Origin of the sequence: Paraburkholderia sp. J94 (genome assembly GCF_905220285.1) — a bacterium.
GTDB lineage: Bacteria > Pseudomonadota > Gammaproteobacteria > Burkholderiales > Burkholderiaceae > Paraburkholderia > Paraburkholderia tropica_A.
Genome location: NZ_CAJMZH010000013.1, coordinates 221,920 through 241,027, shown reverse-complemented (window position 1 = coordinate 241,027; position 19,108 = coordinate 221,920). Strand labels below are relative to the sequence as shown.

The following is a 19,108-nucleotide window of genomic DNA, read 5'->3' as shown; positions in this document are numbered from 1 at the left end:
AAGCCTGCCGAGTTTGCTCACACCGGCGAAACGTACTGGCTCAAAGATTTTCTTCCCGTATATCTCGGGAATCGCGTTGCTGACAATTTCCAGCGTGCGCGGTTGGGTATTCCATGCCATCCATGCATCTCCTTCAGAAAGCGCCACGTGTGCCGGTGCGCGTCGGCCAGGTGAATATTTCGCCGCGCCGGGTCGTGCAGAATGTGGTGCGGGTGAAAGAAAGGTAGGAAACGTGTCGCGCGACGAGCCGTTCAAGCGCCAGCGCGAACGTAAAAGCCGACCAGCCATCGAGCCGGGATTCATCGAAGGTGAGCGTGACGGCAATGCCACGGGTCAGTTGAAGGTCGCGCTCCCAGCGGTGCAGGTCGCGGATCGGCCTCACGCGTGCGCCGACCAGCGCATCGAGGAAGCGCGTCATGTCCGGGCCGCCAGCATCGAGGAAAGGCTTCAGCATGTCCCGCAGCCCTCCACCGGGATCTTTCTCCGAGAATTCGTCATCGAATACGTCCAGCTCCAGAAAGCGCAGACGCATGAGTTCCCACGCGGCGTCACCGCTCCTGCCGTGCGCAAGCGGCGGCCTGGGTGGCGTCGGCCCGCGCATGAAGACAACGCTGCGCACGGCCTTGATATCCCTCACGCCAAGATCGTCCACGCCGTTCAGCGGCAGCACGCACGGCAGGTCGCCATTGGTCAGCCAGGCATCCAGTTCGACCAGCGTGCTACCGTTGCTGTCGCGCTGCCGGCCCTGACCAAGCAGCCGCAGATGCGTGCGCGTCTGGACGAACTCCTGGCGGGTGTCGTAGCGCCGTGCGTTGTCGGGCACCAGATCCAGTTCGCGACGCAGCGAGAAGTAGCTCGGGTTGCGCCGCGTATCGTCGTGCAACGCGGAATTGAGCGGCTGGTACGTCACGACCGGCGCGTTCTCGTCCGCCTGCCCGCGCACGCAATCGACCGAATGGATCGCGTAGTCGGTACGCTCATCGATGACGGGTTCAAGCGGGTGTTCGTCCTTGCGTGGGTCGAGAACGAACTGTCCGGTTTTTGTGGCAAACAGGTTCACGATGGGTGTGCAGAACAACGCGAAGTCCTCCACGCGGATCGGCGGATCGAGTGTCGCGACCTCACGCGAAAGCAGCAGCACGATTTCGACTTCAGGGCCATTGATGCGTTTCAACCCTGCCGCCAGCCCCGAGAGCGCGAAAAACCAGAACCGTGCGGGCAGCGCGAAAAAGTCATGCACAAGGCGGTGACCGTGCCACTTCGGCCACACCGGACGCAGCAGACTATCGTCCGGCTCCAGCCCCTCGTACTCCACGCGCATCTGCGGCAGCCCCGGACGGTTCATGCCATGGAGTTCGCCTGCGTCGAACTGGTCCGGCTCACCCATCACCATGCCGATCACGCTCGTATGAATCAGCTCGAACAGCCGTGACGCCATCGCTTCGTCGCCGCACAGATAAAAAGCGAGCCGGTCGAGGCCGTCGAGCCGGCATACTGGCGTGCCGTTGAGCGTAGCGAGGCGCAGCCGCAGCGCGCCCTTCACGTTCGACGTGTCGCGGCTCTCGTGAAGATAGTCGTAGAGACGGGGAATGTCCGCAGGGACGCCCGTGGGCTTCACCCGCGCAATCGCAAGCGGCCAGATCGCGACGGGCTGGGTGGTATGGAACACGCATTCCGCGCGCCCTCCAGCGGCTTGATCCTCGGTGGATTGGTCCTCGGCGGCTTCGCCCAGGGTCAGGGGTGTGCCGCGCGGCAGCACCAGGCCCTGCGCACTGTGCGCACCATCTGCGTCAGGAAAGAAACGCGCAATTCCGAGGGACGGCAGCGGCGCGGTGTAGTTAATATCGACGCCATCCAGAAAAGCCAAGGGGATCTCATGCGAGTGCCGGTCGATACCCATCTGTGAACCGGCAGCAACGAAAGCAAAGCTCTGGATCAACCGCTGAAGATAGAGGTCGGTGATCTCGCCCGCCTGGATGCCGAACCGTGCGGCAATCTTGACATGCCACTGCGCGAAATCGCCGCAGAATGACTCGGTTATATAGCTCAGCTCTTTCTGGTAATACCTCGGGAATTCCGGGTCCATCGCCAGTCGGCCTCCGCATCAATTCGTTATCCTGATTTAATAACCCAGAATTCGCGCCATGTTGATCATGAAGATTATGCAGCGCACGAAGTCACTTGCAGCACGCGGGCGTCAGCCGCCATTGTGCGGAGTCAGAAAACAACGCGAGTTTTTCCCCAAGCATTTAGTCACCGCACTCTGGGGTAGATCTCGTGCCGGCGAAAGAGAACTCTGAGCGGACGTCCAGACCCGATGATTGATCCGGTCTAGACGATCAAAGCGCTCAAGCTGGAGTCAGCCGAAAAAGACCCTCCCCCCCCCTCACACCACCAATCCCAGGTTTTCCACAGATTTCGTTGACAGCCCTGTGTGTAACCCTGGGACGAGTACGCCAAGTGCCTGAAGCGTATCGGATTGTTCACGACGTTCCCGATGGAAGCAGATTGGTCGTGAATCGCCAGATTGGCGGATGGCTTGTCCACAGTTTTTGTTGGCAGCCTTGTGGGCAACCTTGGGACATTTCACCTAAGTCACTGACCCAAAACGAAAATCCACCACAGAGCACCGGAAATGCACATTTTTTGCGCAGAAAAGTTGTCCACAGATTTCGTGGACAACTTTGGGGATAACCCCCTGGAGATTACGCCAACCCATTGATCGGACGGACAGTTAGTCGCTCCAGTCACGAAAGCGGCAACCTGCGCTACGAATGCGCAACACGTGCGCGGACGACGAACGCGCCGCGCATGCGCCGCCCGCGCGTTCCTCGCTTTGCGTTCGATTACATCCCTTCGGCCAGCTCAAGCCAGATCGAGCGCCGCCGTCAAATCGCCCGGCGGCGTCTGTCCACGCGCGGTCAGCGCACGATCGCGCGCCGCCACGCCGTCTAGCGGCGCGAGGCCGTGCACGCGGCTGATGAAGCGCAGGATCGACGCCGTGTCATAGAACGTGTGATCGACGTAGCCCTTCTTCGCGAACGGCGCGATCACCAGCGCCGGAACGCGCGAGCCCGGCCCCCAGCGGTCGCCGGCCGGCGGCGCGACCGGGTCCCACCAGCCGCCATTCTCATCGTGCGTCATGACGATCACCGTGTTAGCCCACTGCGGACTGCGTTGCAGATGCTCGATGACGGCCGCCACATGACGGTCGCCCGACTCCACATCCGCGTAACCCGCGTGCATGTTCAGATTGCCCTGCGGCTTGTAGAACGTGACGGCGGGCAGACGGCCCGCATCGATATCGGCGAGCAGGCGATTGGTGGCCGGATCGTCGCCGACGCCCGCGTCACGCAGATGCCGCGCGCGCGCCGCCGTGCCCGGCGCGAAGTTCGCAAAGTAGTTGAAGGGCTGATGGTGGTACTGGAAATCGGGCACGGCGCCCGTGTCGCGATGGTCGAGCGCGTACTGCCAGGCGCCGCTGTACCAGGCCCAATCGACGCCCTTCGCCGACAGCCGGTCGCCGATCGTCGCGTAGGTTTGCGGCGGCATCACACGCGGATCGGCGGGATCGGCCCACGCGGCATTGCCCTCCTCGGCCGGGCGGACGCTGCTCGGCTGATACGGCGGCGCCATCGTGTTGACGGCGTAGCCGTCGGGCGTGAACGCGCCGTCGTTCACAAACTTCGGCGGCCCGCCCAGCGCCGACGCCGGGCTCGCCGACGCCATCTTCAAACGCGTGCCGAGCGGATCGTCGCCATCGAGCACGGAGACCATGTGCTTCGCCGGGCTGGCCTGGATGTTGGGATAGAACGGCGCCTGCGCGGAGATCAGGAAGATGTGGTTGAGCCACGATCCGCCGAACGCGGCCATGAAGAAGTTATCGCAGAGCGTGTATTGCCGCGCGAGTTGCCAGAGCCGCAGCGTGTCCGCCGAGTTCTCGTAATAGCCCATCACGAGGCCGCCGGAATCGCCCCACGCGGCGAACTGGTCGTTGCGTCCGCCGTTGATCTGCATCTGGTTCTGATAGAAGCGATGCACGAGGTCGCGCGTGATGACGCCGTTCGGCAGCGGCTGGCCCTGCGCATCGGCGATGCGAAACGGCTGGTTCGCGAGCCCCGCGATGGCCGGTTCGCCGATCATGTAGCGCTTGCCGCCGACTTCCTGCGCCTGCGGAACGAGGCCTCCCCAGATCTTCGGCAACTGCGCGAGCGGCGTCTTGCCGTCGCGGTCGAGCTGGGTGTAGCGCGCCGCGTCCACGCCCGCGAGCGGCGTCTGCACGCCCGGAAAATTGCCGTACAGGTTCACGAAGCTGCGGTTCTCGGCGTAGATCACGACGATGTGGCGCACCTGGTCGCGCATCGCCGCATCGATACGCGCATCGCCTGCGCTGCGCGGCGCCGCGGCCCCGGCCATCGCGCCCTGCCCCGGCGTCTCGCAGCCGGCGATCGCCAGCCCCACGCCGACCGCCGCGAGGCCGCCGAGCACGCGCCGGCGCGCGGGATCGTCGGGGCCGCGCGGGCCGTGCGTGGCGTCCTGATCGCTCATCGGGCTGCCCGTGTCGTGCTGGTCCTCGGGCTTCGGGTCGTCGTGCTTCATGAGCCTGTCTCCTGTGTCCTGTGTCCGGTCGAAAGACGCGCGCGGGCTCGCGCACCGCACGCGTGCTACACCACGCGTACTACACATCACGCAGGAGGATACCGCGTGCGCGCGCGTTCGCGACGTGCGCGTCCGCGACATGCGCGTCTCAGGCTACGGCGAAGGGAGCATCAACGATAACCGTATCGACAACGGCCAGGCCATGCCCGCCCAAACCGCGCAAGCCGTCAGCTCTCGCGCGGCGGCAGCGTCGGTTGCGGCCCTTGCGCGAGCGTCTGCGCGAGGCGCGGCTCGGCGCTGCCGCCCTCGTGCGCGGGCCGCGCGACGATCGGCAACTCGACGCGATCCTGACGCGGCACGTTGCCATTGTCGGTCCAGAGCGGATCGGGAATTTCGCTGAACACCTGGCGCAGCCGCGCGCCCCAGGTCGAATGCAGCATGTCGAAATAGGCGTTCGATTCGTCGAGCGATGCATAGCGCGTCACGCGCAGCGTATCGCGTTCGTACACGAGCAGATCGAGCGGCAAGCCCACCGAGAGATTCGAGCGCAAGGTGGAATCCATCGAAATCAGCGCGCATTTCGCGGCCTCGTCGAGCGGCGTGCGCGGCGTGAGCACGCGGTCGATGATCGGCTTGCCGTACTTCGATTCGCCGATCTGGAAATACGGATTGACGCTCGACGTCTCGATGAAATTGCCCGCCGCGTAGATCTGGAACAACCGCATCGGCTGGCCGCGCAACTGGCCGCCCAGGATGAAGCTGCAATTGAAATCGACGTTGAACGCCTTGAGCGCTTCGGCGTCGCGCCGATGCACCTCGCGCACCGCCTCGCCGACGATGCGCGCGGCCTCGACCATGCTCGGCGCATTCCAGAGCGTGGGCCGCGCGGGATCCTGATGCTCGGTGAGCACCTGCAGCGTCGCCTGCGTGATCGCCAGATTGCCGGCTACGAGCAGCACGAGCACGCGCTCGCCGGGCTCCTCGAACACGGCCATCTTGCGCGAGATGCTGATGTGATCGACGCCCGCGTTCGTGCGCGTATCGGCGAGAAAAACGAGGCCGTCGTCGACGGCCATTGCCACACAGTAGGTCATGCTGTTCCTTCGACGCGTCGTTCGGCGCACCGTGGTTGCCGATGCGAAACGCGCGCCGTCTCCTTGAATTGCCTTGAGTTTCCTTTGCGATACCGAGAAAACTATTGCTGCGCGCCCTGCGCGCTGACGCGCACGTTCACGTCCATTGTCTCGTTCAGTCCGCCGATACGGCGACCGCGCACCGGCGCCGCCGCTTCATAGTCGCGGCCGACCGCGATGCGGCAGTACTTCTCGCTGGCGAAGCACGCGTGCGTGACGTCCACCGTGGTCCAACCGTGGTCGAGCCAGACGTCGACCCACGCGTGGCTCGCCATCTCGGGCACATCGCCGGGATCGACATAGCCGCTCACGTAGCGCGCCGGCACGCCGCGCGCGCGGCACAGCGCGAGCATCACGTGCGCGTGGTCCTGGCAGACGCCGCGTCCCATCGCGAGCGCGTCGGCGGCCGTATGCGTGACGTCGGTCACGCCCGCTTCGTAGCGCACGCGCTCGGTCACGCGCGCCGCGGCGTCGAGAATCGCCGCCGCGCGGTCGAGCGGCGCGAGGCTGTTCGCGAACGCGGTGAGCGGCTCGTCGGCTTCGGTCAGGCGCGTGGGCGAGGTGAAATGCTGGGCGGGGATCGGTCCCTCGCCTTCGGGCAGGCGGCCGTCGGCGAGCGGCACGGTCTCCACTTCGCCGCGCACGCGCAGCCGGATCTCGCTGTGCGGCCGCGAGAGCACCAGCGTCATCAGCGCGTTGCCGTAGGCGTCGCGGCTCGCTTCGAGCTTGCCGGGCGCATCCACGTGCCATTGCGTGACGATCTGGCTCGACGTGGTGAGCGGCGCGAGGCGCAACTGCTGAATCGAATAATGCACGGGCGCGTCGTAGCGATAGACGGTGTCGTGGCGAATCGCGAGTTGCATGGCGAATGTCCTCTAAAGCGACGATAAAACAGCATCGAGACGAAAAAGATATCGATCCGCGCGGGCCGGCTTAACCCACCGGCAACATCAGATAAGTCCGCGCGACCTGGTTGCCGAGTTCGTAGACGCGCGCGAGGAACTGCGTCAGAAACGTATGCACGCCCACCGAGAAAATCTGCCGCAGATCCGCATAGAGCAGTTCGGCACGCAGCTTGCCCGCCGTGCGCTCGACTTCCTTCGACGTATCGGTGCGCAGCATCGCGAGATTCGCGCACACGCCATCCATCGAGGCGAGCAGCGAGCGCGGCATCTGCTGGTTCAGGATCAGCAGCTCGACCACGCGCGCGGGCGTGACCACGTCGCGATAGACCTTGCGATAGATTTCGAGCGCCGACACCGAACTCAGGATCGACGTCCAGTAATAGAAGTCTTCGAGCTGACGCGCCGCCGAGCGCGAATCGGCGTTATCGACTTCCACGAAGCGCACGTCGAGAATGCGCGCGGTGTTGTCCGCGCGTTCGAGAAACGTGCCGAGCTGCGTGAAGAACAGCGCGTCGTCCTGCAAGGCCGTGCCCACGCGCACGCCGCGCGACAGATGCGAGCGGAACTTCACCCACTCGAACAGCGTTTCGGGGTGCGTGGTCAATTCGTCGCTGCGCAATAGCTCGTGAAATTGCAGCCAGGTGTCGTTGACCGTTTCCCACCACTCGGTCGTGAGCGTGCCGCGCACCGCGCGGGCGTTCTCGCGCGCCGCCTGCAGGCATGAATAGATGCTCGACGGATTGGTCGGGTCCGCGACCAGAAATTCAAGCACGTTCGCGCGCGTGACTTTCTCGTGACGCGCGTCGAAGGCCGCGTCGAGCTCGGAGATGCGCAACATCGCGCGATGCGTGCGCGCCTCGTCGTCGGCATTGCCGGGCAGCAGCAGCGCCTTGAGATTGATGTCCAGCATGCGCGCGGTGTTCTCGGCCCGCTCCATATAACGGGCCATCCAGAACAGATGATCGGCGGTACGGCTCAGCATGGTCGTTCCTCTTCGGTTCCAGTTGCAGCGGTTCCAGTTGCAGCGATTCTGTCGATCGGGTTTATTCGAGCACCCACGTGTCCTTCGTGCCGCCGCCTTGCGACGAATTCACGACCAGCGAGCCCTCCTTGAGCGCGACGCGCGTGAGCCCGCCCGCCGCCATCTGCACGGTCTTGCCGGACAGAACGAACGGACGCAGGTCGATATGGCGCGGCGCGATGCCCGCCTCCACGAAGGTCGGACACGCCGAAAGCGAGAGCGTGGGCTGCGCGATGTAATTGCCGGGCCGCGCGAGCAGGCGCGCGCGAAACGCCTCGATTTCCGCGCGCGTCGAGGCGGGACCGACGAGCATCCCGTAGCCGCCCGCGCCGTGCACTTCCTTGACGACCAGTTCAGGCAGATGGTCGAGCGTATAGGCGAGATCGTCGGGGCGGCGGCATTGCCACGTCGGCACGTTGTTGAGGATCGGCTTTTCGCCGAGATAGAACTCGATCATGTCCGGCACATACGGATAGATCGATTTGTCGTCGGCCACGCCGGTGCCCATCGCGTTCGCGAGCACCACGCGGCCCGCGCGATACGCTGTGAGCAGACCCGCCACGCCGAGCGCCGAATCGGCGCGGAACGCGAGCGGATCGAGAAAGTCGTCGTCCACGCGCCGGTAGATTACGTCGACGCGGCGCGGGCCTTGCGTCGTGCGCATGAACACGTAGTTATCCTCAACGAACAGATCGCTGCCTTCGACCAGCTCGACGCCCATTTGCTGCGCGAGAAATGTGTGCTCGAAATACGCCGAGTTGTACATGCCCGGCGTGAGCAGCACGACGGTGGGATCATCGACGCCCGCAGGCGCGCAGGCGCGCAGCGTTTCGAGCAGCAGATCGGGATAATGCGCGACCGGCGCCACCTTGTGCTGCACGAAGAGTTCGGGAAAGAGCCGCATCATCATCTTGCGGTTCTCCAGCATGTACGAGACGCCGGACGGCACGCGCAGATTGTCTTCGAGCACGTAGAACGCGCCATCGCGGCCGTCGCGCACGATGTCGATGCCCGCGATATGCGCGTAGACGCCGAGCGGCAGATCGATGCCCTGCATCTCGGGCCGATACTGTGCGTTGGTGTAGACCTGCTCGGCGGGAATGCGCCCGGCGCACACGATGTCGCGATCGTGATAGACGTCGTGCAGAAACAGATTGAGCGCCTGCACGCGCTGACGCAGACCGCGTTCGAGCAGCGCCCATTCGTCCGCGGGAATGACGCGGGGAATCAGGTCGAACGGAATCAGCCGCTCGGTTCCCGACAGGTCTCCGTTGACGGCGAACGTGATGCCGACGCGCCTGAACAGCAGGTCCGCCTCGGCGCGCTTGCGCGCCATCGTCTCGCCAGTCTGCCGCTCCAGCCAGTGCTGGAACCGCTCGTAGTGTGGGCGCACCGCGCCCTCGTCGCGCATTTCGTCATGGACTTGCATCGGCTCGTTCTCGCGCGTGGATGCAGCGGCGCGTCTCGCACGCATGATCGTCGTGGCGTCATGCGTGGCGCGCTGCGTATTCGGGAAAAGCAAGGGACATGCCATACGCGCGCCCCGTTTCGCGCGCCGTCGTGGTGCAAATTGGCGCGCGCAAACGAAAGCCGCCGCGCAATGCGCGAGCGGCTGGCGACGCCAACTGTCCGCGCGCCTCATCGTGGTGCAGAGGCGGTGCGGACCGGGCGAGCGGCGTTTAGATCAGAGGAATGCGTGGCGCATCAAGACGAATATCGTCTTGATACGCGCCGGAACCGGCCACGCGGACATCGAGACCGAGAACCCGCTCAGCGCGACGAGGCCGCGCTTTCGCGCTGGCCATGCGCGCTGAGTCCGGTGCGCTGCTGCACGCCCCATTTACGCCGCCCAAGCAGGAAATGGAACCAGCCGAGTGTGGCACCCGTGTGACGCATGAGCTGAAAGGAGAACGGCTCGAAGATGGCCGCCAGCAAGGCCATGCCGAAACTGGAGTGCGTGCGGTCGCCGCTCCAGCGCCGGTACAGGTGCACCGAGAACAGATGAAACGCGAGATCGATCGCGATCTTGCCGACGATCACCGCGAGCACGGGCAGCACGATCGTGAAGCGCCCGTCGAACAGAAAACCGAGCAGCAGCGCGAAGGCCGTGAGCCCGTAAATGGGCTGCACGGTATCGAAGGCCTTGACCGGCAGCATCATGAGACCGAGCTTGCCGTAGCGGCGATTGCCGGTCATGTCGCGATACCAGTACTGCGTTTGCAGGAAGCCCGCGAACCAGCGTCGGCGCTGGCGCAGGAAACTCGTGAGCGTGCCGGGCGCGTCGGTGGTCGCGCGCGCCGTGCCGATCACGCGCACGTCCCAGCCCAATCCTTCGAGCGCCGAATAGCGGCGCAGGCGGTGAATCAGTTCGTAGTCCTCGACGAGGCAATGCGGATCGAAGCCGCCCACGGTCATCACGGCCTCGCGCCGGAACGCCGCGAACGCACCGGAGACGAGCAGCAGACTGTCCGCGCGCATCCACGCGAAACGCGAGATGAAATTGCGGATGTACTCGTAGGTCTGGAACCACTGGAAGAAGCGTCCGCTCGCCGAATTGCCGCAGACCGGCGTGAGCAGGCCCGCCGCCGCGACCAGTTGCGGCTCGCGACCGAACGCCTGGACCATCGCGGCGCAGGCGTCGGGTTCGAGCAGCGTGTCGGCGTCGACGGTCATCACGGTGTCGGTGTCCATCGCGCTGAGCGCCGCGTTGAGCGCGCGCGCCTTGCCGCCGTGCGCGAGCTTGAGCCAGCGCAGCGCCGGATAGCGCGCGGACGGCGCGCTCATGCGCCCTTCTCCCGGATCGGCGAGCCCGTAGCGTTGCGCGAGCAGCGCGGCCGTGCCGTCGCTCGAACCGTCGTCGGCGATCACGATCTGCTGCGGCGCGCGCGTCTGCGCGAACAGCGCGTCGAGCGTGATCGGCAAGACCGCCGCCTCGTTGTGCGCGGCGACAATCACGCCGAGCGTGGGCCGCGCGCGCGTCGCAGCATCACCCGTCACGCCGTCCGCAGCCGTGTCGATGGCATCGACAGGACGCAGCAGCACGCGCGCCTGCCACGCCACGAACAGCAGCAGCACCGTGTCGTAAATCACATACGCGATGCCGGTCGACCACGCCACCACGCCCTGCAGAAAGAACGCGCGCGCGAACAGCACGCACCAGAGCACCATGACGCTCAGATGGATCACGACGCTGATGAGCGGTGTGGGCGGCGGCGCGAGGCGCGGCGAAGTGCGCGCAAGCGCCTGGTCGAGCGAGTCGTTCAAGGCAATCCTTTTTTCTTCGTTGCGTCGATGCATGGCGTCAGCGGGTTGAATCGAACCTCGGTTGATCGAACCGTTTCAGCCTTCAGGGCATCATCCGGCGCAGCACCGAATGACGATCGATCCATTGATGCTTGAGCGCGCCCGCGATATGCAGCGCGAGCACGCCATACAGCGCGTAGCTGCACGCCGTATGCAGCGCGCCGAATTGCTCGTGCAGCTGGTTCTTGGTCGCCGCATCGAGATTCATGATGAAGCCGATGCGCGGCCATTCGAACAGGCCGAACAGATACATGGGATGCGAGGCGGCGGCCACCCACGCGGAATCGTGCAGCCAGCCCGACAGCGGCATCGCGAAGATCAGCACGTAGAGCGCGATATGCGCGGCGTGCGCGGCGACCTTTTCCCAGGTGGGAAACTCGGCAGGCAGCGGCGGCGGACGATGCGTGACGCGCCACAGCACGCGCAGGATCGCGAGGCCGAGCACGGTGATGCCGATGGACTTGTGCGTGTCGATCACGAAGCGGATCGCCTCGTCGGAGAGCGTGCCGTCGGGCAGCAGCGCGGCAGTCAGGCCGAGCGCTACATTGGCGAGAATCAGCAAGGCGATCGACCAGTGCAGCAGCACGGCGACGCGCGTGTACTTCTGCGAGGCGGCGGCGCTGTCGAAGCGGGATTCGGCGGAGAGAGAGGTTTTCACGTGAGCGTGCCGTAACGGGTCAGATGGGTTAACGCGCCGCGCGCCGAAATTATTCCCGCCACGCGCGGCAAGCGGCCAGGCTCCAACGCGCCCAGACGATTGCGCGCGATGCGGCAGCCCGGCGACCCGCACATTATGGGCCTTCGTCCCTGACAGCGCAGAAGCCGCCCGATGGCGCGCGTGTCAGTTTGGAGCCCGGCGGCCGTCATGCAGCGGTAATCAAAATGAAAAAACCGGAGCGGCCCGCGTGGGCCGATCCGGTTCGGGATGAAGCAGGATGAAGCGCGCGCGAAGACTCGCGGCTTATTTCACACGCCGGTTTCAAACGCTATTTCACACGCTCATTTCACGGGCTCCGCCACCTTCGCGGCGCCGGCCTTTTCCTCGATGCGGCGGCCCACGTCGGCGTCGATATGCTTCCAGTACGTGAACACGTTCTCGCGCACCGGGCTGCCCACGCCGTTCAGGCTCGCCACCACCTGCTCGACCAGCAGTTCGCGCTGCTTGTCGTTGAACACGTTGCGCACGAGATCGCCGGGCTGGCCGAAATCATCGTCTTCCGCGTGCAGCGTGTAGGCGCTGCGCACCATGTCGCCGTCGGTTTCCCAGCCGTCGTCGGCGGGACCGGTTTCGTCCGCCCACGCACGGCCGAAGCTGTTCGGCGCGTAGACCGGCGCGTTGCCGGTATGGTCGAACGCCATGTGGCCGTCGAACTGATAGGTCTGCACGGGCACCTTCGGGCGGTTCACGGGCAGCTGGTTGAAGTTCGTGCCGATACGCGCGCGATGCGCGTCGTTATAGGCGAAGGCGCGGCCCAACAGCATCTTGTCCGGCGACAGGCCGATGCCCGGCACCGTGTTGCCCGGCGAGAACGCAGCCTGCTCGATCTGCGCGAAGAAGTTCTCCGGGTTGCGGTTCAGCGTCATCGTGCCGACCTTGATCAGCGGGTAGTCCTTGTGCGACCAGGTCTTGGTCAGATCGAACGGATTGAAGCGATAGTGCTTCGCCTCCGCGTACGGCATGACCTGCACGAACAGCGTCCACGACGGGAATTCGCCGCGCTTGATGGCCTCGAACAGATCGCGGCGATGGAAGTCGGCGTCGCGGCCCGCCATCGCCTCGGCTTCGGCGTTCGTGAAGTGGGCCATGCCCTGCTGGGTGTGGAAGTGATACTTGACCCAGAACTTCTCGCCCTTCGCGTTCACCCACATATACGTGTGCGAACCGTAGCCGTTCATGTTGCGCCACGTCTTCGGCAAGCCGCGCTCGCCCATCAGATACGTGACCTGGTGCGCCGTTTCCGGGTTGTGGGTCCAGAAGTCCCACTGCATTTCGGCGTCGCGCAGGCCCGAATCGGGCAGACGCTTCTGGCTGCGGATGAAGTGCGGAAACTTCATCGGATCGCGCACGAAGAATACCGGCGTGTTGTTGCCGACCAGATCGTAATTGCCTTCGGTCGTGTAGAACTTCAGCGAGAAACCACGCACATCGCGCCAGGTATCGGGGCTGCCCATCTCGCCCGCGACGGTCGAGAAGCGCGCCAGCATCTCGGTGGCCGCGCCCTTCTGGAACAGCGCCGCCTTCGTGTATTGCGAAACGTCCTCGGTCGTCTTGAACTCGCCGAATGCGCCGGAGCCTTTCGCGTGCGGTTGACGCTCGGGCACCTTCTCGCGATTGAAGTGCGCCATTTGCTCAAGGAAATGCACGTCGTGCAGCAGGATCGGACCGTCCGGTCCCACCGTCAGCGAATTGCGGTCGCTCACGGCCGGTGCGCCCGCGCTCGTCGTGGATTTGCCCAGCGGTTTGCCGCTCGAATCAGCCATTTCACATCTCCTGTGGAATCGCCAGGCCGCGCTGCACGGATCGTTCCGCGCTCCTTCTCAGTGGGGCGTCGCGGCTGGATTGTGGGACGGTTCTGCGCGCGGTCCGCCGCGCCAGGGAAAGAGCATTGTGCACGGATGAGCCAGGCGATGCGCCTAACTCGTGCCGCGTCTTGACACGGGTTGATTGCCGGCCGCGCGGCGGCGCGTTGCCGATCGGAAACATGTGTCGGCGGCGCGTTTTTCCGATCGGCTTCATGTGTTTCGCATCGGCAATTTCCACCTGTCGAACGCCCCGCACATCGACAACTATTTCCGATGCGAATCAAGCGTTTACTGAAATGTTGCGACGCACAATAAAGTGCTTGACACAGGCTTCTTTTGCGATATCATGAACTCGATTGCTGCATCGCATCAATGCGCGACCCGGTGATCGATTCGACTGAAAGTCCTCTTTTATTCGCCACGGAACCGACGCGTAGCGGTCCCTACAATCAGGAACAACGACATGTCTCTGCCCACTCCCGAACAATTCGCCGCCACCCAGAAAGCCGGTCTCGAAGCCCTCTTTGGTCTCACGACCAAGGCGTTCGAAGGTGCGGTCAAGCTGGCTGAACTGAACATCGAAACGGCCCGCGCAGCAATCGCCGAAGGCCAGGAACACGCGCAGCGCTCGCTGTCGTCGAAGGACCCGCAAGGCTTCTTCGCGCTGCAAGCGGGCTTCGCGCAGCCGGCCGCCGAAAAGGCGCTGGCCTATGGCCGCAACGTGTACGCCATCGTCTCGGCCGCACAGTCGGAATTCGCTCAGGCCGCGCAAAGCCAGATCGAGCAGCAGCAACACGCCGTGCAAACCTTCGTCGACAACGCGGCGAAGAACGCACCGGCCGGCTCGGAAACCGCGGTCGCCGCCTTCAAGTCGGCCATCACGGCAGCACAAGGCGCGTACGACTCGGTGAACAAGGCCGCGAAGCAAGCCGCCGAAATGGCGGAAACGAACTTCGAAGCCGTCACCAAGGCCGCTTCGAAGGCCGCCGCGCAAGCCACGCGCGCCGCCAAGCAAACGGCTTAAGCTGCTGCGCGCAAAGCGCACGCGCCCTCGCCGGCCACGCGCCGGTGAGCGGGCGACAGATGTGAAAAAAGCGGGTTTCGTGCAAACGAAACCCGCTTTTTCTATGGGCGGTGCGTAGGGATGCTGCGAACGGATCAGGAACCGAACATCCGGCTCACGGCGTGTTCGAGGTGATCGCGCATCGCTTGCGCGGCACGCTCGGCGTTGCGCGCCTGAATGGCTTCGAGCACTTCGAGGTGTTCCTGCTGCACGATGCGCTGGCGCTCGATCGACTTCACGAGCGACAGATTGCGCGACAGGTTCATGCTGAACACCATCTGCTCCTGGATGCCCGACAGCGCGGTGATGAAGAACTGGTTCTTCGAGGCGCGCGCCACGGCCATATGGAAGGCGAAGTCGTCCTTCGCGCCGATGCCCGAAGTCTCGATGATGGTTTGCAGATTGTCCCACTCGTGGCGGATCGCGGCGATGTCGGCGTCGTCGGCCTTCTGCGCGGCGAGCGACGCGGCGCCCGACTCCACCACCACGCGGTATTCGTAGCAGCGACGGATGTCCGACAACGTTTCGAGCGGCGCGAAGCGGCGCACGTCGGGATCGGGACGGCGCATGACCGTGGTGCCCGAACCGTGGCGCGTGGCGATGATGCCGTCCGCGCGCAGTTGCGCGAGCGCTTCGCGCACGGTCGGACGCGAGGTCGCGAAGCGTTCCGCGAGCATGTGCTCGGTCGGCAGGCGCTCCCCTTCCTTGTATTCGCCTTCGATGATGCGGTTCAGGATGTCGCTGTAAATCCGCGCCGGCATATTCGGCGCTTTCTGCTCAGCCATGGTCAGTGCTACGCGTAGGTTGTCAGGTATGTCGGGGATTGTAAGTCATTGGCGGCGCGCTTCGCGCGAATCTTCAGCTTTCGACGCCCCGCACGGCGTGCGCTGCGGCGATTTCACGCGCTTACGCCAAATCGCTGACAACTAGCCGCAACGTCGCGGTTTCGCTTTGCCCCGGCGCGAGCCGGCGCAGCCCGAGGCCGCTGTGGATCGCATCGGGCAGGCCGAGCCAGGGCTCGACGCAGTAGAAGTCCGAATCGGGCGCGAGCGTCCACGAGGTCACGGCGTACCACGGCACCGAACCGGGACGGCGCAGGTCGATGTCGATCGCGCGCCGCAGCGTGGGCATCTCGATGCGCACCGTGCGTTCGGGTTCGCCGTCGAGACAATGAAAACGGTCGACAATCTGCGGATCGTCGAAGCGGTAGCGCGTCGCGCCGGGCGTGGGCGCGGTCGTCGTGCCGTCGGCGAGCTGGTGACGGTAGACGTTGCGCGGCAGCGTCAGGCTGGCCGAGCCGCGCTGCGCGTGCGGCAGCGCGAAGTAGAAATGATGGCCCGCGTAGTAGGGCAAAAGCGAAGGCAAAAGCGCAGCGCCTTCGATCGCCGTATTCGTGGTCGTCAGTTCGACTTCGAGCGTGGCGTCGTCGACGAGCCGGTACGCGGCCTCGAAGCGGAAAGGGAACGGATAGCCCGCGTGCGTCGCCTCGCTGTCCGTGAGCGTCATGCGCACGCCATCGCCCGCTGCATCGACTTGCGCCGCGAACGGCAGATCGCGCGCGAAGCCGTGCAGCGGCACCTCGCGCACGACGCCCTGCGCATCGCGCCAACGCCCGATCACGCCATCCACGCGATGCCGCGCGATAAACGGAAACAGCAGCGGATTGCCGCCGCGCACGAGCGCGGGCTGACGCCAGTCGGCGTCGTCGGGCCAATGGATGATGGGCTCGCCGTGCCGGTGCCACGACAGCAGCCGTCCGCCCGCTTGCGGCGCGACGCGCAGCAGCGAGCCGCCGCGCACGATTTCGATGACGTCCTGATCCTGAAACTTCGGCATGGCGTGCTTCGCGTGAATTCGCGCAGGTAGGGTTGGTTATCGGAGCACGCGCCGCCTTCAGCGCGCGCCCGCGAACTCCGGCGCGGACACGCCCTGCGCGCCCGCACCGATCACCGCCGCGCCGCTCACGCGCGCGCTTTCTTCCATTCGGCGAAGGCGGCCAGCGTCGCCTCGTTCGGCGGATAGGTGCCCGGCAGCGCCGCGCCCGCCTCGATGCGCTCGGTGATGAAGCATTCGAGTTCTTCCTGCTCGAAGGCCGCCTGCGCGACTTCCTCGGCCAGATGACGCGGAATCACGACCACGCCATCGGCGTCGCCGACGATGATGTCGCCCGGATAGACGGCCACGCCGCCGCAGCCGATCGGCACGTTCAGATCGACCGTGTGGTGCTTGCAGAGATTCAGCGGCGCCGACGCGCCCGCGCAGAACACCGGAATGCCGAGCGCGGCGATGGTCGCGCTGTCGCGCACCGGGCCGTCCGAGACCATGCCCGCCACGCCGCGCACCTTCATGCGCGTGGCGAGGATCGAGCCCATCGACGCCGCATCGGTCACGCCGCGGCAATCCTGCACGAGCACCGCGCCCGCGGGCACGGTTTCGACGCCCTTGCGCTGCGGGTGCTCGGGATTCTGGAACGCGCTCAACTGGTCGAGATCCTCGCGCGCCGGGATGTTGCGCATCGTGAAGGCCGGGCCGACGAGGTTCGGCGCGCCCACCGCCGGCGCGGCGAGCGGATGCACGCCCTGCAGGAACACATTGCGCAGGCCGCGCTTGAAAAGCTGGGTGGTGAGCGTCGCGTTGGAAACGTGGCGCAGTTGTTCGAGCGCAAGTTCGCTGACGGGGATGGCGGGTGAATTCATCGTGTCTCGTCCGTTGTTGTGGTGCGCGAGGACCGCGCAGAAGCGGGTCCGATGCCGATCCGGCAATCCGGCGAGCGGCGGTCGGTGCAATGTCCGCATTGTTGTAATACAACACGAAAATTGTCAACCAGCCCGCAGCGGCGCGCTTTCCACGCAGTCATCCGACAACCCGCCGATCGTCCGTCACGCCGATTCACGCGGCATTCCCCGCCTGATCGCACCTTCCCTCGCCGGTCACGCCCATCATCCGGCCCCGCCGCGAGACGCCCGCGCATTAGGGAAATCCCCATCCACACAAGATTTGCTTTACAACTTTGCGGCAAATAGAATGATGTCTTACATGACCGGGCGATTCGATCCGATTAGCACCGCGTCACGGCCCAACAGCGATTCGAACAACACGGCTGAAAAAACGCGGCGTCCAGTGACACTGGCCAGCCGCAAGACACACCTGGCACACGCATACAACTTCCATCCGGGCGCATCGTCCGGCACGGCCTCCACCGTGCCCGCACCCGACAACAGCAGGAGACGAGCAGTGCAACGCAAGACTATCAAGGGGCTTCGGTGGTGGATCATCGGCCTCATCATGATTGGCACGATCTTCAACTATCTCGCGCGCAGTTCGCTTTCCGTGGCGGCGCCCACGCTCACGCAGACGATGCACATGACCACGCAGCAGTACTCGTACGTGGTCACGGCGTTCCAGGCCTGCTATGCGCTCTCGCAGCCGATCGCCGGCTTCGTGCTCGACTCCGTCGGCGTCAAGATCGGCTTCGCCATCTTCGCGTTCGGCTGGGCCATCGCCAACATGCTGCACGGTCTCGCCACCACCTGGCCCTCGCTCGCGTTCTTCCGCGGCCTGCTCGGCATGAGCGAAGCCGCGATCTTCCCGGCGGGCATGAAGGCGATCAGCCAGTGGTTCCCGGCCAAGGAGCGCTCGGTCGCGACCGGCTGGCTCAACACCGGCACGTCGATCGGCGCGATGATCGCCCCGCCGCTCGTGGTGTGGTGCATTCTCAAGTACAACTGGCAATTCGCGTTCGTCCTGACCGGCGGCGTGGCGCTGATCTGGGTCGCGCTCTGGCTCGTGTTCTTCAAGACGCCCGCCGAGCACCCGAAGCTCTCGCAGGAAGAAGCCGACTACATCCGCGCCGGTCAAACCCCTGCGCAGAAAGCGTCGGGCAAGCAGCGCGCCTCGTTCAAGGAAGTACTCAAGACGCGCCGCTTCTGGGGCATCGGCATTCCGCGCATGCTGGCCGAGCCGGCATGGCAGACCTTCGGCGCGTGGATTCCGCTGTACATGGTCACCGTGCGCCACATGAACCTGAAGGAAATCGCGCTGTTCGCGTGGATGCCGTTCCTCGCCGCCGACCTCGGCTGCCTGATCGGCGGCTACCTCGCGCCGCTGTTCATCCGCTGGTTCGGCTGCTCGCTGATCACCTCGCGCAAGCTCGTCATCACGACCGGCGCAGTGCTGATGATCGGACCGGCTTGCGTGGGTCTAGTCGCGAGCCCGTATGCCGCGATCGCCCTCTTCTGCGTCGGCACCTTCGCGCACCAGACGATTTCCGGCGCCCTGTTCACGCTCGCCTCGGACGTGTTCGGCCAGCATGAAGTGGCGACGGCAACGGGTCTCTCGGGCATGTTCGGCTATCTCGGCGCGACGGTGTTCTCGCTCATCGTCGGCGCACTGGCCAGCACGATCGGCTATAACCCCCTGTTCGTCTGCCTGATGTTGTTCGACCTGATCGGCGCCTGCGTGGCCTGGCGTCTGATCTCGAACCAGCAGCGCGACGACACGGCGGCCGCCGCGCTCCAGTCCGCGCACAACGTGAAGGCCTGATCGGCTCATCACCGGCCGG

The 19,108-nt window shown here is 65.1% G+C and carries 14 protein-coding genes; 2 read left to right on the top strand and 12 right to left on the bottom strand.

All coding sequences use genetic code 11. From position 1 onward, the window contains the following. Positions 1 to 133 precede the first annotated feature (133 nt). From tssF to U4Y88_RS26775, 9 genes are all read right to left on the bottom strand, one after another. Complete coding sequence (tssF, locus tag U4Y88_RS26815) at positions 134 to 2,086, bottom strand: type VI secretion system baseplate subunit TssF (protein ID WP_321787529.1); 1,953 nt, start codon at positions 2,084 to 2,086, stop codon at positions 134 to 136. A 779-nt stretch (positions 2,087 to 2,865) separates the two neighbouring features. Further along, complete coding sequence (locus tag U4Y88_RS26810; protein ID WP_321787551.1) at positions 2,866 to 4,548, bottom strand: acid phosphatase; 1,683 nt, start codon at positions 4,546 to 4,548, stop codon at positions 2,866 to 2,868. Between the two features lie 278 nt (positions 4,549 to 4,826). Further along, the gene (locus U4Y88_RS26805) at positions 4,827 to 5,693 is read right to left on the bottom strand and encodes a proteasome-type protease (protein ID WP_310632531.1); all 867 of its coding nucleotides are present in this window, start codon (positions 5,691 to 5,693) and stop codon (positions 4,827 to 4,829) included. A gap of 101 nt (positions 5,694 to 5,794) precedes the next feature. Then, positions 5,795 to 6,595 (bottom strand): transglutaminase family protein, encoded by an 801-nt coding sequence (locus U4Y88_RS26800; RefSeq protein ID WP_321787527.1) that lies wholly within the window; start codon positions 6,593 to 6,595, stop codon positions 5,795 to 5,797. Between the two features lie 70 nt (positions 6,596 to 6,665). Next, positions 6,666 to 7,619, bottom strand: a complete 954-nt coding sequence (locus tag U4Y88_RS26795; RefSeq protein WP_321787525.1) for an alpha-E domain-containing protein — start codon at positions 7,617 to 7,619, stop codon at positions 6,666 to 6,668. A gap of 61 nt (positions 7,620 to 7,680) precedes the next feature. Next, positions 7,681 to 9,087 carry a circularly permuted type 2 ATP-grasp protein gene (locus U4Y88_RS26790; RefSeq protein ID WP_321787523.1) on the bottom strand — a complete coding sequence of 469 codons (1,407 nt, stop codon included), beginning with the start codon at positions 9,085 to 9,087 and terminating at the stop codon, positions 7,681 to 7,683. Between the two features lie 341 nt (positions 9,088 to 9,428). After that, a complete protein-coding gene (locus tag U4Y88_RS26785) occupies positions 9,429 to 10,922 on the bottom strand; it encodes a glycosyltransferase (protein WP_321787521.1) in 1,494 nt (497 codons plus the stop codon). An 82-nt stretch (positions 10,923 to 11,004) separates the two neighbouring features. Continuing rightward, entirely contained in the window at positions 11,005 to 11,619 is a 615-nt protein-coding gene (locus U4Y88_RS26780) for a cytochrome b (protein ID WP_310632535.1), read from the bottom strand. Between the two features lie 341 nt (positions 11,620 to 11,960). Next, positions 11,961 to 13,442, bottom strand: coding sequence for a catalase (locus U4Y88_RS26775; RefSeq protein WP_321787519.1), 1,482 nt, complete (start codon positions 13,440 to 13,442; stop codon positions 11,961 to 11,963). A gap of 505 nt (positions 13,443 to 13,947) precedes the next feature. On the opposite strand from U4Y88_RS26775, the gene phaP reads away from it, so the two are divergent. Next, entirely contained in the window at positions 13,948 to 14,508 is a 561-nt protein-coding gene (gene phaP, locus U4Y88_RS26770; RefSeq protein WP_224014971.1) for a TIGR01841 family phasin, read from the top strand. 134 nt (positions 14,509 to 14,642) lie between these two features. Here phaP and U4Y88_RS26765 read toward each other — a convergent pair whose 3' ends face one another. From U4Y88_RS26765 to U4Y88_RS26755, 3 genes are all read right to left on the bottom strand, one after another. Continuing rightward, on the bottom strand, positions 14,643 to 15,332 hold the full coding sequence (locus U4Y88_RS26765; RefSeq protein WP_224014972.1) for a FadR/GntR family transcriptional regulator: 690 nt from the start codon (positions 15,330 to 15,332) through the stop codon (positions 14,643 to 14,645). 121 nt (positions 15,333 to 15,453) lie between these two features. Further along, positions 15,454 to 16,383 carry an aldose epimerase gene (locus U4Y88_RS26760; protein ID WP_321787517.1) on the bottom strand — a complete coding sequence of 310 codons (930 nt, stop codon included), beginning with the start codon at positions 16,381 to 16,383 and terminating at the stop codon, positions 15,454 to 15,456. 125 nt (positions 16,384 to 16,508) lie between these two features. Then, positions 16,509 to 17,243, bottom strand: a complete 735-nt coding sequence (locus U4Y88_RS26755) for a ribonuclease activity regulator RraA (RefSeq protein WP_224014976.1) — start codon at positions 17,241 to 17,243, stop codon at positions 16,509 to 16,511. A gap of 538 nt (positions 17,244 to 17,781) precedes the next feature. Between U4Y88_RS26755 and U4Y88_RS26750 the strand changes: the two genes are divergently transcribed. Next, positions 17,782 to 19,089, top strand: coding sequence for an MFS transporter (locus U4Y88_RS26750; RefSeq protein WP_415774503.1), 1,308 nt, complete (start codon positions 17,782 to 17,784; stop codon positions 19,087 to 19,089). Positions 19,090 to 19,108 lie beyond the last annotated feature (19 nt).

Coding starts and splice junctions, on each gene's coding strand:
- tssF (WP_321787529.1), bottom strand. CDS start 2,086: ATGGACCCGGAATTCCCGAGGTATTACCAGAAAGAGCTGAGCTATATA.
- phaP (WP_224014971.1), top strand. CDS start 13,948: ATGTCTCTGCCCACTCCCGAACAATTCGCCGCCACCCAGAAAGCCGGT.
- U4Y88_RS26775 (WP_321787519.1), bottom strand. CDS start 13,442: ATGGCTGATTCGAGCGGCAAACCGCTGGGCAAATCCACGACGAGCGCG.
- U4Y88_RS26790 (WP_321787523.1), bottom strand. CDS start 9,087: ATGCAAGTCCATGACGAAATGCGCGACGAGGGCGCGGTGCGCCCACAC.
- U4Y88_RS26755 (WP_224014976.1), bottom strand. CDS start 17,243: ATGAATTCACCCGCCATCCCCGTCAGCGAACTTGCGCTCGAACAACTG.
- U4Y88_RS26765 (WP_224014972.1), bottom strand. CDS start 15,332: ATGGCTGAGCAGAAAGCGCCGAATATGCCGGCGCGGATTTACAGCGAC.
- U4Y88_RS26805 (WP_310632531.1), bottom strand. CDS start 5,693: ATGACCTACTGTGTGGCAATGGCCGTCGACGACGGCCTCGTTTTTCTC.
- U4Y88_RS26810 (WP_321787551.1), bottom strand. CDS start 4,548: ATGAGCGATCAGGACGCCACGCACGGCCCGCGCGGCCCCGACGATCCC.
- U4Y88_RS26760 (WP_321787517.1), bottom strand. CDS start 16,383: ATGCCGAAGTTTCAGGATCAGGACGTCATCGAAATCGTGCGCGGCGGC.
- U4Y88_RS26795 (WP_321787525.1), bottom strand. CDS start 7,619: ATGCTGAGCCGTACCGCCGATCATCTGTTCTGGATGGCCCGTTATATG.
- U4Y88_RS26800 (WP_321787527.1), bottom strand. CDS start 6,595: ATGCAACTCGCGATTCGCCACGACACCGTCTATCGCTACGACGCGCCC.